Source organism: Rhodococcus sp. NJ-530 (assembly GCF_003860625.1).
Lineage (GTDB): Bacteria > Actinomycetota > Actinomycetes > Mycobacteriales > Mycobacteriaceae > Rhodococcus_F > Rhodococcus_F qingshengii.
Genome location: NZ_CP034152.1, coordinates 230,749 through 246,507, shown reverse-complemented (window position 1 = coordinate 246,507; position 15,759 = coordinate 230,749). Strand labels below are relative to the sequence as shown.

Sequence of the window (15,759 nt, the reverse complement as noted above, 5' to 3'; positions counted from 1 at the left end):
CGTATATTCGGTAGCATTGCTACTGTGTTGAATCTCGAAAGACTCCGCGCCCTGCACGCCGTCGCCGAGAACGGATCAGTAGCGGCGGCCGCCCGCACCTTGCATGTCACACCGTCCGGGATTTCGCAGCAGTTGAACAAACTCGAGCGCGAGGTCGGTGTTCCGCTCCTCGAACCGCAGGGCCGCGGTGTGAGACTCACCGAAGCGGGCCGAATCCTCGCGCGCCGAACCGCAGAGGTTCTCTCGACGCTCGCTCAGGCCGAGGCGGAAATCGCGTCGCTGCAGAGCGAGGTGACGGGCCGCGTACGTATCGGCGCCCTGGTCTCCCCCAGCAGGACGGTGCTGCCGCGAGCCATCGCCGAGATCAGGCACGCGCACCCCCAGCTCGAAATCACCTTCAACGAAGGCGAATCCGAAGAACTGCTCCCCGCACTGATTCGCCGCGACCTCGACGTCGTGGTGGTCGACAGTTGGAGCACTCTGCCCGTCGAACTTCCCGACGGACTCTCCTTCACACCCGTGTACGACGACGTGGCGCTGCTCGCTCTCCCGGCGTCACATCCGCTGGCGGAGAACAAGGTCGTCGCGCTCAGCGAGCTGTCCGAGCACGCCTGGGCGACGTGGACCCGGGGAACGGACTTTCACACCTTCACCGTCCGGACCCTGCGCGCGCAGGGGTTCGACCCACGAATCGAGTACGAGGTCGCCGAGTTTCCCACCCAGGTCGAATTCGTCGCTCAGGGCCTCGCCGTCGCATTGATTCCACGTCTGGCGAGAGTTGTACCGCCGGAAGGTGTTCGAATGCTCGACACCCTTCCGCCGCTCGGCCGAGACATTTACCTCGCCTGGCGGACCGACAGCGAAAGGCCGGCCGTCCTGGCGGCGATAGAAGCGCTACGCCGCCAGTTCGACGCCCTCGGTGACAAAAAGAACTAGAGCGGCATCAAGTTGTGCTTGCGCGGGTTCTTGAAGATCGTCTTGTCCGCGAGCAACTTCAGAGCCTTACGGATCTCGAGACGCGTCTGCGAAGGCTCGATCACCGCGTCGATGTATCCGCGCTCGGCCGCGATGTACGGCGTCGCGACGAACTCGTTGTAGAAGTTGATCAGCTGAGCACGCACCGCGGGTGCATTCTCGCCGGCCTCGGCGAGCTGACGCCGCCCCATGATGTTGACGGCACCCTCGGCGCCCATCACGGCGATACGAGCGGTCGGCCACGCGAGGTTGATGTCGGCACCGAGCTGCTTGCAGCCCATGACGGCATAACCGCCGCCGTACGCCTTACGAACCACCACAGTCACCTTCGGCACAGTGGCTTCGATGTACGAGAACAGGAAACGCCCGCCGCGCTTGATGACGCCGACCTTTTCCTGATCGACGCCGGGAAGGAAGCCCGGTGTGTCGACGACGAAGACGAGCGGGATGTTGAAAGCGTCGCACAGACGCACGAAGTGAGCGGCCTTGTCGGAGCTGTCCGCGTCGAGGGCGCCGCTGAGGTACGTGGGCTGGTTGGCCACGACACCGACGGGCAGGCCGTCGACGCGGGAGAATCCGGTGATCACGTTGTGCGCGACCTGGGCTCCGATTTCGTGGAAAGTGCCGTCGTCGAAGATCCGCAGAATGATGTCGTGCATGTCGTAGCCGGCATTGTCGGCATCCGGCATGAACGCATTGAGTTCGAGATCCGACTCGGTGATCTCGGGTTCGAGGCCCGGGTTGATCAGCGGCGCCTTCTCCTGGCATGACGACGGCATGAAGCTCAGGTACTCACGCACCCAGTCGAAGGCAGCCTTCTCGTCGGGAGCGACGTGATGGATGTTTCCGTACTCCGCCTGCTTGCGGGCTCCACCCAAGTCCTCGAGGCTGACCTCTTCGCCGGTGACCGACTTGATGACGTCGGGTCCGGTGACGAACATGTACGACTCTTCGGTCGCGACCACGACGTCCGTGTTGATCGGGGCGTACACGGCACCGCCGGCGCATTTACCGAGGATGACCGAGATCTGCGGGCACAGGCCGGACAACGGCTCCTGACGTGAACCCATGTTGGCGTACCAGGCCAACGAGGAAACGGCGTCCTGGATGCGAGCTCCACCGGAATCGTTGATACCGACGACCGGGCAGCCCACCTTCAGCGCAAAATCGTTGACAGCTGCGACCTTACGGCCGAACATCTCTCCGGCGGCACCGCCGAACACCGTCTGATCGTGCGCGAACACGGCTACCGGACGCCCGTCGACGGTTCCGTGACCGGTCATGACGCCGTCGCTGTACGGGTTGCCCTCGCCCGCCATCTTCACCAGGGCACCGATCTCGATGAAGCTACCGGGGTCGAGCAACATGTCGATGCGCTGGCGCGGCGTGCTGTGCCCTGCTGCATCGCGCTTGGCAATGGCCCGAGCCGAGCCGGGTTCCTTTGCCTTCTCCAACTTTTCGCGGAGTTCAGCGAGCTTCTCCGCGGTGGTTGTCGTCACTTCTGAACTCCGGTTTCCGCTGCTTTGGTCTGAGCTGTCTCGATCTGGGCCAGCTTGGTGGTGAGGTCTGCCGCAACCTTCGCGATGTACGGCTCGTCGACGATCTGCAGGTGGTCCCCGCCGATGTAGACGACCTCGAGGTTCTTCACGTAGTCACCCCAGCCACCATCTGCCTTGCGGGTCTTGAATGCAGGCTCGAGCGTCATCAGCTCGTCGTGGTACTTGTCAGCCATGTAGAGCACGACGTCGCCGTCGTAACTGCTGAACTCGGCCGTCTGGATGGCGCGATTGTCCAACCACGACGTCCGCTGATGCTCGATGATGCCGCCGGGAATCTTGGCACCGCTCATCTTGATCATGTCCATCAAGATCTGGATCTGATCCTCGTCGGCTTCGGTGGAAGCCAGAACGTCAAGCGGCAGCGGCACATCCAGGTTGTAGGTGCGCTTGGCGAACTTGCCGTAGCGCTCCCAGCGCTTGCGTCGTTCCGCCTCGGTGTCCGGCACGACCTCGCCGGCCATGACGGTGTCGAGCAGCCCGACCACACGCACGTCGGCGCCCTGCTCGCGCAGCAACTTCGCGACCGCATACGACATCACGCCACCGAACGACCAGCCACACAGCACGTACGGCCCGTCGCCCTGGATCTCACGCAGCAGCGGAACGTAAGCAGCAGCGCGGGTTTCGATCGAGCCCTCGACCCGCTCGAACCCGTACATCGGCGTGCCGGCGGGCAGGCGCTTGAGCAGAGGCTCGTACGTCACCGTCGAACCACCGGCAGCATGGAAGACGAATACCGGTACGGCAGTGGAACCTTCGGGACGGGCACGCAGAGTACGTACGAGTCCGTCGATCTTGCCGTCGTCCTCGAGGTACTGGCGAACGACGTCCGCAAGCTCTTCGATGGTGGTGGAGTCGAGAACGTCGTCGAGAGTGATCTCGCCGCCGGCACGCTCGGAAAGCCGAGCAGCAAGCTTCTCGGCGACCTCGTCACCGACGATCGGCAGATCGTTGAAGATGCCCTTGGCCGACTTCCCGGTGACAACCGCCCACGTCGCAAACGTCAAGCGCTCGGCCGCATCTCGCGGCGGAACGTCCGAGCCTGCGTCGTCGGCAGTTCCGGCTCGAGAAGGATCGGAAGGCGCAGCAGCAACCGGAGCAGTGGTAGGTAGTTCCACTGCCACCTCTGCGGGAGCAACGTCCTCGTCAGCAGCGTCGGCCGCCAACTTCTCCGCGGCCTGCTTGTCGGCCATCGCCTGAACCTCTTCGCGATTGTCGATCGCGTAGCGCAGGTACTTGTTGACCTCGTTGAGGCTCGCATCCTTGACTGCCTGGAGCTGGAGCTGCGGAATGTCGAACTCGTACTCGACGCGGTTCTTGATACGCATCGCCATGAGCGAGTCGAGACCCAGTTCGATGAGCGGAACCTCGGCCGGCAGATCCTCCGGCGAGTACCCCATCGACTCGGCTACCACGATCTTGAGGCGGTCGTCGAGGCTCTGCGAACCGTTCGGATCCCACTTGTCTCCGGCGTCTTCGACGACCTCGGCCAGGGATTCCATCGGCGCACTGGTCTTGACCGGCGCGCTGACGACCAGCTCGGGCAGCGGCTCACCGGACGTGACGACGGCGTCGAACAGCAAACGGAACGTAGCACCCTCACGGGCGTGCACCTGCACCGACGCTCCACCCGGATGCGGGTTGAGTGTCGTGGTCAGGGTCGCAGCGCCGGCCAGCTCACCATGGGGAACGGCGGCGGTGAGAGCGACATCCGAGAGCACCTGTCCGGCAGCAGCGCTCACGAGCACAGCCAGATCGGTGACGGCGGATGCGTCGACCTCCCACACGTGGCGGCCGTCGGGCAGAGCGACGTGCGAACCGGGTACGCGAGCCGAACCGCCGGCACTGACGCGAATGTCGAGCCAATACGGCTTACGCAGGAATGCGGTACGCGGAACCGAAGCGAAATCGCCTGCGGGAAGCAGAGACTCGAGGTTCACGGCATGGCCGTGCACGTACAGCTGTGCGAGAGCGGCAAGAACACCCGCGGACTCGTCTTCCTTACGCTTGAGCGTCTGGATGAGCTCCATATCGTGCAGGCCCGAATCGAAAGCGGTAGCCGCCACCGACATCAGCGTCACCGGGTTGGGTGCAAGCTCGACAAAAGTGGTGTGGCCGTGGGCAACTGCACCGCGTACCGCATTGGTGAAGTACACGCTGTGGCGAAGACCCTTGACCCAGTACGCCTCTTGATGGATCGGCTCGTGACCGGGACGGTAGAAAGTGTCCTTGTCGACGGACGAGTAGACGCCGAGCTTCAACGTGGTCGGCTCGATACCGGCCAACTCCGCGGCAAGCTCGCCGAGCAACGGATCGACCTGTGAGGTGTGGCTGGCACCCTTGGTCTGCAGGACACGCGCCATCTTGCCGTCGGCCTCGGCGGCCGCGACGATCGCCTCGATGTCCGGCTGTGGTCCACCGATCACCGTGTGCGTCGGAGCTGCGTAAACACAGACCTCGAGCTTGGGGTACGTGGGCAGTAGCGCCTCGATCTCGGATGCGCTGTACTCGAGCAGAGCCATCAGACGGATGTCGTCACCGACAAGTGCGCCCTCGGCCTCACCCATCAGCCGTGAACGTGAACAGATCACGCGCACAGCGTCTTCCAGGTTCAGACCACCGGACACGTATGCGGCAGCGGCCTCACCCATCGAGTGCGGAACCACGGCTTCGGCCTCGGCGCCGTGGTGACGCAGCAACGCGGCCAGACCGACCTGGATGGTGAAGATTCCCACCTGGGCGGTCTCGACGTTGTACTCGATCGAATCGTCGAGGAACATCTCGACCATCGAGTAACCGGCCTCGTCCTGGATCAGCGCGTCGACCTCGTCGACGGCCGCCTTGAAGGCCGAGTTCTCCGTGTAGAGCTGCTTGGCCATCTTGCGGTGCTGCGAGCCGAAGCCCGAGAACACCCACACCGCGCCCTTGGGCGACGGCGAGTCGGCGGAGAAGACTCCTTGAGCAGGCTTGCCCGCGGCGACGGCACGCAGCGAGCTGATGGCCTCGGAGCGCGTCTTCGCCAGAACAGCGGCGCGCGAGCGTCCGTGGTTGCGACGCGCGAGTGTGCGGGCGACGTCGGCGAGGGGCGTCTTGCTTCCCTCTTCGGTTTCGAGCCAGTCGGCCAGATCAGCGGCTGCGCGGCGACGACGCGACGGCAGCGCACCGGAAACGGCCAGCACAACGGTGCTCTCGTTCTCTGCTGCCGGTTCGTCGACCACCGGGGCATCCACAACCGGTTCATCGACTACCGCGTCGGCAGGTACGTACTCCTTGACCACGACGTGCGCGTTGGTTCCACCGAAACCGAAACCGGAGACACCGGCGACAGCCTTGCCGGTGTAGCGCGGCCAGTCGGTGGCCTCGGGCGTCACCTGCAGGTGCGACTTCTCGAAGTCGATGTGCGGGTTCGGGCCCAGGTAGTTGATCGTCGCGGGAATCTTGTTTTCCTGCATCGCCAGAACGACCTTGATCAGGCCGGCGGCGCCCGCAGCTGCTTCCAGGTGCCCGAAGTTGGTCTTCGCACTACCGAGCAGAGCCGGCTTGTCTTCGTCACGACCACGACCGACGACACGACTGAGCGCGTCGGCCTCGATGGGATCACCGAGATCGGTACCCGTTCCGTGCGCCTCGATGTAGTCGACGGTGGTCGGCAAGATTCCGGCGTCGCGGTACGCGAAACGCAACACGTCGGCCTGGGCATCGGGATTGGGTGCGAGCAGACCGTTGGAACGGCCGTCCTGGTTGACCGCGGATCCGGCGATCACCGCGAGGATGGAATCTCCGTCACGCTCGGCGTCTTCGAGACGCTTGAGCACGACGAGTCCGCCGCCCTCACTGCGAACGATGCCCTGAGCCTGAGCGGAGAAGGCACGCAGTTTTCCGTCGGGAGCGAGCATCCCGGTCTGATCGAAACCGAGGGTTCCGGGAGGGGCCAGCAGCATGTTGACGCCACCGGCCAGCGCGATGTTGGAGTCACCGCTGCGCAGCGAACGCACAGCCTCGTGAACGGCAACCAGCGAAGACGAACACGCGGTGTCCAGAGCGATGGACGGTCCACGGAAGTCGAAGAAGTACGAGACCCGGTTCGCGACGATCGCCGTCGACGTTCCGGTCAACGCGTACGGATGCGCCGTCGTCGGATCACTGACCGCGAGCAACTGGTAGTCGTTGGCGGAACTGCCGATGAAAACACCGACCTGCTTGCCCTTGAGCCCACTGGCCGGAATGCGAGCGTGCTCGAGTGCTTCCCACGCGAGTTCGAGTGCGAGGCGCTGCTGCGGATCGACGTTGACGACCTCGAGCGGAGACATCGCGAAGAACTCGGCGTCGAAGCCCTTGACGTCGTCGAGGTACCCGCCCTTGGTGTTCGCGTTCTCGACCGCGGCCTTGATGGCGGGATCCGACATGAACTCGGCCCAGCGGTCCTCGGGGAGGTCGCTGATGCCGTCGCGTCCGTCCGCCAGCATTTCCCACATGTCCGAAGGCGTGTGCCCGGCACCGGGGAATCGTGTGGACAGTCCGACGATGGCGATGTCGTGAGCGTCCGTCGTGCCGCCTGAGACGTAGTACGAGGCGTCGACGGTCTCCTGCGGCGCCTCGGGCTCACCTTCGATGATCCGAGTAGCCAGCGAAGCGATGGTGGGGTGTTGATAGGCAACCGTGGCGGTCAGCGTGACGCCGAGCAGATCCTCGATGTCTCCGCTCAGAGCGACTGCGTCCCGCGAGGCGAGCCCGAACTCTTCCATCGGGCGATCGTCCGTGATCGAACCCGCCGGCTGACCGGTCGCGTTGGCGATCCAATTGCGAAGCCACTCACGCAGCTGCGCGACACTCATCTCGCTCACAACGTCTTTGCTCTGCGCACCATCTTGTTCAACCATCAACTCACCAAGCCACCGATCATGAAGGGACTGCTCCTCAAACGCTATCGGGGAATGCGGTCTGCTGATAGCCGCCTCGCAACGTTCCCTCGATATAGCTCGCCTTACACGCGCGGCGAGCGATCTTGCCGCTGGACGTACGCGGAATCGAACCCGCGGGGACGAGCAGGATGTCTCGGGCCGTAACACCGTGACGGGAAGAAATCGCCGCACGCACGGTGTCCGCGATCGGCTGCGGATCGGCCTTGCCTGCGCCGGGAGCACGCTCGGCCACGATGACCAACTGCTCCGAGGAATCGTCGTCGTCGAACTTCAGACCCGAGTGCGTGTTGGAGAACACGACGGACGGCAGCTGGTTGGCCGGTACGGCAAACGCAGCGATGAAGCCGGGGCGCAGAGCCGGGCTGGCTTCCTGAGCCGAAGCCTCGAGGTCCTGCGGGTAATGATTGCGACCGTCGACGATCACGAGGTCCTTGACGCGCCCGGTGATGTACAGCTCGCCGTCGACGTAGACGCCGAAGTCGCCGGTACGCATCCAGTTGGCATCCGCCGGCGTGCCCTCGGTGTGGCTGTCTTCGCTCAACCGATTGTCCAGCTTGTTGTGGAAGGTCTCCGCCGTCTCGTCGGGGCGACCCCAGTAGCCGATACCGATGTTCTCGCCGTGCAACCAGATCTCGCCGACGTGATTGTCGGGGACCTCGGTCAGCGTCTCGGGATCGACGATCGCCGCCCACTGACTGCGCGAGACGTACCCACAGGAGACCTGCGCGATTGCGTTCTCGGAGTACTGGTCGACGATGACCATGCGTCCCTTGTTGAGTTCCGTGCGGTCGACGTAGATGACCTTGGCCTCGTCGGAATGCTTGGTCGAGGAGACGAAGAGCGTCGCCTCAGCCATGCCGTACGACGGCTTGATCGCAGTCTTGGGCAGACCGTACTGAGCAAAAGCGTCGTTGAACTTGCGCATCGACGACGTCGTGACCGGCTCACTGCCGTTGATCAGACCGATGACGTTGCTCAGGTCCAGGGTCTCGCCGTCCTTCGGCAGGCCACGCGCGGCAGCGTGCTCGAAAGCGAAGTTGGGAGCGGCAGCAAAGGTGCCGGCGCCGTCGGAAACCGCAGCAAGTTCCTTGATCCACCGGTACGGCCGCTGCACGAAAGCGCGCGGGCTCATGATGGTGATGTACTTGCCGCCCAGAGCAGGCAGGATGACCGTCAGCAGGCCCATGTCGTGGAACAGCGGCAGCCACGTGACACCGCGTGAGTCCTCGTTGAGTTCGATGGAGTCGACCATCTGGAGCGCGTTCGTTCCGACAGCACGATGGGTGATCTCCACGCCGGCGGGAACTCGGGTCGAACCCGAGGTGTACTGCAGGTACGCGATGTCGTCGAGTTCGATGTCGGGACGAACCCACGTTTCACCGACGGTATCGGGAATCGCGTCGACGGCGATGATGCGCGGACGCTCGGCAGCGGGAAGCGAGCGGAACAACTGGCGAACACCGGCCGCCGACGATGCGGCAGTCAGAATCGCAGTCGGCTTGCAGTCACCGAGAACAGCGTGAAGACGGTCGGTGTGACCGGGCTCGTCCGGATCGAAGAGCGGCACCGCGATGGAACCGGCCTGAATGGCCGCGAAGAACGAAATGACGTAGTCGAGTCCCTGCGGAGCAAGAATCGCGACGCGGTCGCCACGCTTGGTGACCTGCTGCAGACGGGCTGCAACAGCGCGCAGACGCACACCGAACTGCTCCCAGGTCAGCTCCAGGGCTTCACCGTCACGCTCGCGTGAGTAGTCGATGTACCGATACGCGAGCTCGTCCGCGTTGACACGCGAGTGTTGCTCGACGTAGTCGACCAGCGTGAAGCCTGGTTGCAGGCGGATCTGGCCCTTCTCGTCGAGAAAGCCATCGAACAGCGCGTTCATTCCATCTCCTCCGAAGCGATCACACAAGCACTGTCTTTCATGCCTGCGCCCCAGACTTCCTTCGCTCTCTCGGGTCCATCTTCGATCAATCGAATCGCACTTTGTGCGCAACTCACCTGAATCACTTCATCGATCCCAAACCATCGATATGTTACAGATTCGCATCGTCCGTATTCTCCGGCCTACTCGCCCGCCAGTAACGGGATGATCGGGGCGAACGCTTCCATCTGCGTCGGGAAGACCCCGACGTACGACATCGACGTCTTCTCGCGGACCAGTCGAATCTGGTCTGCGATTTCCTCGAAAGTGCCCACAGCCAGGTATGGAGAGTTCAACAGCTCCTCCACGCTCAGCTTACGATCCACTTCGATGTTCGGCGGAAAACCTTGGTCCAGAGCGGCGATTGCCATTTCGGCAGCCTGCTCTCGATCGTCGGTGATCATGATCATGGTGATGGTCCAGTTGAGTTCGATCTCATCGAAACGCTCGCCGGCAGCTTCGCGGATCCGCTCGACACGTTCGATGGTCTTTTCCATCGTGATTCCGGAGAGCAGAAGCCGCCCGTCACGGTTGGTCGGTGTGGCGACCGAGATGATGTCCGCGTACTTCGCCGCGAGAGCAAGCATCTTCGGGCCTCCGCCGCCCACGATGATCGGTGGCCGCGGGCCCTGCCGCGGTCGCGGGCTGCCCTTGAGGCCGCGCACCTGATAGTGCTTGCCTTCGAAAGTGCATTCCTGCCCGCGCAGCAGAACGTCGAGAATCTGCAGAGACTCCTCGAGCTTCTCGATGCGAACGCCCGGACTTTCGTAGGCGATGCCGCCCTTGTCGAACTCTTCCTTCATCCAGCCCGCACCGATACCGAGTTCGAGTCGACCACCGGACAGCACGTCGATTGTCGCCGCGTCCTTCGCGAGCACAGCAGGATGACGGAAGCCGTTGGCCAACACGGCGGTGCCGAGACGAATCTTGTCGGTGGCCACCGCGAGCGCTCCGAGAGCGGCGATCGGGCCGACCTGATTACCCAGGTGATCCGGAATCATGAACGAGTCGTAGCCGAGTTCCTCGGCCTTCTGCGCGAGCTTGACGAAGCGTCGCGCACCACCCTCTTCGGCGTTGCCCTCGCCACCGGCCGCAAACCGAAATTTGCGTAGGGCATCGCTGCCGTGGGTGGAACTCATATATCGATCTCCTGTGATGGACACGTACGTCGTACTCGAACTACAAACTCGGACAAATCGAACCTACTCGCCAGTCACTTACGTGACAGCACTGTAGAGGAAGCCCCCGGACCGTGCAGCACTCTACCGGGACCAAACGAGCAGATTACCCGCGAGCGAACTCCCGAGACGCCCGATTGTGACGAATCAACAGTGCGGCGGTGACTCAACTGTGGGGCGGCGTCGGTGCAGCGTCGATCTTCTCCGCAGCCCACTGTGCCATCCATTGGGTGGCCGTCGTGCCGTTCGGATCGACTTGGAAGGAGTTGTACATCGCGTGCACAGGGTTGTTGTAGTACTCGAGCAGTCGCGGCGCCGAACTCAGCCAGTTGGTCGGGTTGAGAGCGGCTGCCGGCGCGTCGCAGATACCGTCGCTCGGCGCGCAGATCTGATAGGTCCGATCGTTGAGGTCACCGAACCCGCCGGGCCTCGGGCCGGTCATCGTGAGACCGGGCAGCTTCAGCCCGTTCAGCGACAGCTCGGCGCCGACACCGGCAACGCTCGGGCCAACGGTGTTCCCGAACGCCGGATCGCGCCGACCGTCGGCGATCAAGCCGACGCCCAGAACCAGATCGGCAGGCACCGCGCCGGTACCGTCGCCGATACTCGCGGCGACGTCACCCGCAATCACCGCGCCCTGGGAAAATCCGGTCAGGACGTAACTCGTGAGCGGGCACTCGGCGTGCCGCTTCATCAGAAAGTCGTTAGTGGCAGCAGTTCCCGCGGCCCGACTGTTGTTGTAGGACTGCTGTCCGTCCGGCGGGATCGCCACCGGATTCGAAAACTGTGCGACATACGGAACGGTGTAGACGTCGGCCCGTGAAGTATCGAACTTCTCCTGCAGAGGACGGGTCACGTTCAGCATCAAGGACGCCGGATTGGCCGTCGGGTTGTACGGGTCGTCGGTAGCGCTCGACTCCCACGTACCCGGTATGGCTACTACCTGGACATCGGGGCAACTGGCCGGCTGAGACACCGGAGGCTCCGGGCTCGGCGGGATCGGAGTCGGCGAAGGCACCCGCCCGGCCAGGATGTACCAACCGCCGATCACGACCGCTGCGACCACAAGAATGATCAGCAGCGGGATCAGGCACCCACGACGCTTTCCAGACCTCGCCATGACCCGCGCCTACTTGCAGTAGGTGGCGTTGGCGACGTCGATGTAGATCTGAGCGTTCGCACCTGCCTGCTCGGGAGTGATCTGCTTGCCTTCCGCCGACGCTTCCTGGCCGACGAAGGCGGTCACGAAGGTCAGGACCTCGTCGTCGGTCTGAGGACCGGCAGCGCAGATGTAATTGGCCGTGTTGACGGCGATGCTTCCGTCACCGGCTGGGGTGATGCCCTTCGCCTTCAGTCCGTCGAGGAACTTCTGTGCCTCGGGACTGACCTCGACGACTGTGGGACCCGGGAAGCCCTCGATGCTCTGCGGCTGCTCCGGCGGCGCGGTGGCCGCGGCTCCCGGACTGGTGGGCGCAGCCGACGCCGTCGTGGTCGCAGAGGCGGACGCAGATGCCGAACCGCTCGAGGACGAAGCCGCCGCGGACGTCGTGGTGACCGGATTGGAGGTTGCAGTGGAGTCGTCACTACCGCACGCGACAAGCGCGCCACCGGTGGCGAGCGCCAGGGCGCCGACCGCGATCGCGCGTGCACAAGTGTTTCGGTTACCCGAGAAAAGCGACATCAATGTCCGTCCTTGCCTTCAGTCGAAAGTCCATCAACAGGTTACGCAACGCACGCGGGCGGGCACCGATCCGTGATCGGGCCCGCCCGTCGTGCACCACTGTGAGTTAGTGAACTTCTGTCTTGTCACCGATCACCGTGATGTAGCCGAACTGGAAGTTCTGCTGGACACCACCGGGAATGTCGAACTTGTCACTGATCGGGAATCCGAGTCGTCCACCTTCGTATCCGACGCTCTTCCAACCGTCGAACAGCGGACCGTTCTCGACGGACCATGCACCGGTGCCGGGGCTCCAGTAGATGTTGCCGCCCTCGAACTCGGTGAAGCGTCCGTTGTCCTTGATCGGAACCTCGTTCGACTTCGGGAATCCGAGCCAGCCGTTTTCCCAGCCGAGTTCGCCGTACTTGCCCATGATCATTCCGAGAACCGCGTGAGTTCCGTTGGCGCTGCTGTACATTGCGCCGATCTCGAATCCCTGGACCTTGCCCGGCTTGCCGGGGGTCGCGATCTCGTCGGCAGTCGGGTAGCCGAGCGGGCCACCTTCCCAACCCTGTGCGGACCACTCGGCGAGGATGTCGCCGCTGACGGGGTGAGCGCCGGTCTGCGGGGTCCAGTAGATGGAGCCGTTCTGGAAGTGGTTGAAGCGTCCGCGTCCGTCGGGGGTACCGAGTTCGGGGGTACGCGGGAAGCCGAGCGGGCCGGCCGCTGCTCCGGTGTTCATGTACGCGCCGGCGATACGACCGGCGACGGGCTGGGCGCCCGTTCCACTGGTGAAGTAGATGCGACCGTTGCGGAAGTCCTGTGCCAGGCCACCCGCGACGCTGTACTCGGGGGTGATGCAGTCACCGATCCAGCCGTTGGCTGCGGCCGTCGCACCGATCTCACCCGAAGTGCCGCAAGCCGGCTTCTCGACCTCGACGCCGATGGCGTTGGCCAACTGCGGCCACAGCTGATGAAGCTCGAACTGCCAGTACGGCCACGAGTGGGTTCCGGACGGGCGGTAGTTGACCTGCGCGGGGATTCCGAGCTGGTTGAGCTTGGTCGCGAAGGTCTGCGAGGTCAGGCGAGCGAGGATCTCGAGGCCCATGCCTGCGTAGTTGGTGCTCACGCCGGGAATTCCCGACGGCTGGTCGTACGGGCCGGTCGTACCGCTACCACTCGAGACGTACAGGCTGACGCCCTTGAGCTTCTCGGCGAGCGCGTACGGATCGTGTGCAGCCCACTGCGGGTTGGACGGCGGTCCCCACATCGCGGCGGAGTTGTATCCACCGGCGTCGGTCATCGCGAACTGGATTGCCTGAGGCATGCCGAGCGAGGTGGTGGTGAGGATGCCGGAGAGCGAAGCGGCGAACTTGAAGAAGCCGGGGTTGCGCGCCGTGAGGAACATGGCGGACGTGCCGCCCATCGACAGACCGACGACACCGCGTGTCTGCGTGGTCCGCCAGTCCTTTTCGAGGATGGGGGGCAGTTCCTTGGTCAGGAACGTCTCCCACTGGTAGTTCTTGCCGTTGTCGGGCTGGAGCCAGTCGGAGTAGAAGCTGGACTGACCGCCGACCGGGAGGATGACGTTGACGTTCTTGTCCGCGTAGAAGGACTCGGCGTCGGTCTCGTAGGTCCAGGCGTTCTCGTTGTCGGTCGCGCGAAGACCGTCGAGCATCCAGACCGAGGGGAAGCTGGCCGACGGATTGACGTTCCAATCGCGGGCCAAGAGGATCTGCACCTGAATCGGGGTGCCCATCGCGGGAGAGTTCACCCACAGCGCGACGCGACGCTCGCTGAGCCAGTCGACCTTCGTGACCGCTGCTCCGGTGGGGTTCTGGGTGGCGGCCGGTGCGGCCTGAGCAGGTGCCGGCGCGGCTGCCGCGGTTCCGGCCGTCGTCAAGCCCGCGGCGATCGGCAGAACCAGCATCGCTGCCAGTGCGCCGACGACCTTTGTCCGGAAGGTTGCCCGGGACCGGCGACGGTCCTCCGTGGCAAGGCCTACTCGCATGAGCTCACTCTCTTTCCTTACGTTCGGTCCGCGCGTCGATCGTGTGGCCGCCTGAGCAGCCAGACCCCCGTTGAAACTATTTCTACACGCAAACGATCCCCGCTTGGGGTAGCCGCGCTGTTACTGGTGGTGCAATTGTTACTGACATCGGGCGCTTGTGCAGCACCTGAATACACAAGTGCCGTCCCGGTTCTCCTTCGAGGAGTCCGGAACGGCACTGGTGAAGTGACTAGGTCACGGGATCGCGCACGATCACCAAGCGTTCATGGTGTCGAGGATCTGGCCGCGAGCCTTCCACAGCTCTGCCGACCAGTACGGCCACGAGTGCGTGCCGTTGGACGGGAAGCTGTAGGTTGCCGGGATACCCAGCGAGTTCATGCGGATCTGGAATGCACGAGTGTTGACCAGGGCGAGAGCCTCGAGGCCCATGCCGTTAGCCGTGTTGTAGTAGTCGATCGGTGCGCGCGGGTGGTCGTATTCACCGGGCAGGCCGCTTGCCGACGAGATGTACATCGACAGGCCCTGCAGACGCGGTGCGAAGACGAACGGGTCGTTGCGCAGCCAGGACGGGCTCCACGGCGGTCCCCACATGGAGTCGACGTTGAAGCGACCGGCATCGAGCATTGCGACGCGGATTGCCTCGCGCATGCCCGGAGCCGAGATGTTCAGGTAGCCCGACAGCGAGCCGGCGAACTTGAACTGGTCACGGTGGTAAGCAGCCAGCGTCAGAGCAGCGCTGCCACCCATCGAGAGGCCGAGGACCGCGTTGTTGGTGGGCGAGACGCCGTAGTTCGCGAGGAAGTTGGGGAGTTCTTCGGTGAGGAAGGTTTCCCACTTGTACGTGATCTGCTGGCCGTTGAAGTTCGACGGTGCATACCAGTCGCTGTAGAAGCTGGACTCGCCGCCGACGGGCATCACGAGGGTGATGTTGTCGTTGCGGTACTGGTCCATCGCATTGGTCTCGAAGCTCCACGCGTTGGCGTCGTTACGCGCACGCAGGCCGTCGAGGAGGTAAAGGGCAGCGTTTCCGCCGCGAGCGGCCCACTGGACCTGGACCTTGATGTTGCCCATCGAGGAGGGCACCCACAGCTCGTCGTATCCGCCGGAGGGGGCGGTGTGGCCGGGAGCAGTGTGCGCAGGCGCAGCAGAGGCGACAGCACTACCGGCAACTCCTGCAGCAAGGGGGAGCACAAGTGCTGCGGCACCGATGGCCAACGCTCGGTGCTTGAGGCGCTGGGTCAGCCTCTTTCTGGCAAAACGCATGGATACTGCTCTCTCTCTTCGTCTGCGGAACCCACTCGGTGGAGTGGTTCCGGCGGATTCCGTCGGGGAACAGGCTTTTCTGCCAGCCCGAACGAGTTCGGGTCGGCAGCGGACCTCTTCCAAGTCACACTGCGCTCGCTGGACTTTATGTCACAGGTTCAGCTGTGACAAATAGGTGGACCGTTACGTCCCAATCCGCGAGCAACACCGTCATCACCCCTCGGGGTGATTCAGGTTAGGTGAATCGTCTTCGAGTACATCGTGGCC

9 protein-coding genes are annotated in these 15,759 nt (G+C 63.8%); 1 reads left to right on the top strand and 8 read right to left on the bottom strand.

Annotated features, from left to right (window positions below; all coding sequences use genetic code 11):
• Positions 1–24 precede the first annotated feature (24 nt).
• Positions 25–936, top strand: coding sequence for a LysR family transcriptional regulator (locus EHW12_RS01080; RefSeq protein ID WP_030535818.1), 912 nt, complete (start codon positions 25–27; stop codon positions 934–936).
• Here EHW12_RS01080 and EHW12_RS01075 read toward each other — a convergent pair.
• The 8 genes from EHW12_RS01075 to EHW12_RS01040 all read right to left on the bottom strand — a co-directional run bounded on the left by EHW12_RS01075 (position 933) and on the right by EHW12_RS01040 (position 15,492).
• Entirely contained in the window at positions 933–2,474 is a 1,542-nt protein-coding gene (locus tag EHW12_RS01075; RefSeq protein ID WP_003943957.1) for an acyl-CoA carboxylase subunit beta, read from the bottom strand. The genes EHW12_RS01080 and EHW12_RS01075 overlap by 4 nt on opposite strands.
• Entirely contained in the window at positions 2,471–7,414 is a 4,944-nt protein-coding gene (pks13, locus tag EHW12_RS01070) for a polyketide synthase Pks13 (protein ID WP_007731814.1), read from the bottom strand. Before pks13 ends, EHW12_RS01075 begins: the two co-directional genes overlap by 4 nt.
• Before the next feature lie 37 nt (positions 7,415–7,451).
• Complete coding sequence (gene fadD32, locus EHW12_RS01065) at positions 7,452–9,341, bottom strand: long-chain-fatty-acid--AMP ligase FadD32 (protein ID WP_003943899.1); 1,890 nt, start codon at positions 9,339–9,341, stop codon at positions 7,452–7,454.
• Positions 9,342–9,523: 182 nt separating this feature from the next.
• Positions 9,524–10,519 (bottom strand): LLM class F420-dependent oxidoreductase, encoded by a 996-nt coding sequence (locus EHW12_RS01060; protein ID WP_007731815.1) that lies wholly within the window; start codon positions 10,517–10,519, stop codon positions 9,524–9,526.
• Positions 10,520–10,724: 205 nt separating this feature from the next.
• Positions 10,725–11,678: a cutinase family protein gene (locus EHW12_RS01055; protein WP_003943848.1), complete on the bottom strand. Its 954-nt coding sequence runs from the start codon at positions 11,676–11,678 to the stop codon at positions 10,725–10,727.
• A 9-nt stretch (positions 11,679–11,687) separates the two neighbouring features.
• Positions 11,688–12,239 (bottom strand): DUF732 domain-containing protein, encoded by a 552-nt coding sequence (locus tag EHW12_RS01050; RefSeq protein ID WP_003943980.1) that lies wholly within the window; start codon positions 12,237–12,239, stop codon positions 11,688–11,690.
• Between the two features lie 106 nt (positions 12,240–12,345).
• Positions 12,346–14,229: an alpha/beta hydrolase-fold protein gene (locus EHW12_RS01045; RefSeq protein WP_003943922.1), complete on the bottom strand. Its 1,884-nt coding sequence runs from the start codon at positions 14,227–14,229 to the stop codon at positions 12,346–12,348.
• Between the two features lie 252 nt (positions 14,230–14,481).
• On the bottom strand, positions 14,482–15,492 hold the full coding sequence (locus tag EHW12_RS01040; RefSeq protein ID WP_125050188.1) for an alpha/beta hydrolase family protein: 1,011 nt from the start codon (positions 15,490–15,492) through the stop codon (positions 14,482–14,484).
• Positions 15,493–15,759 lie beyond the last annotated feature (267 nt).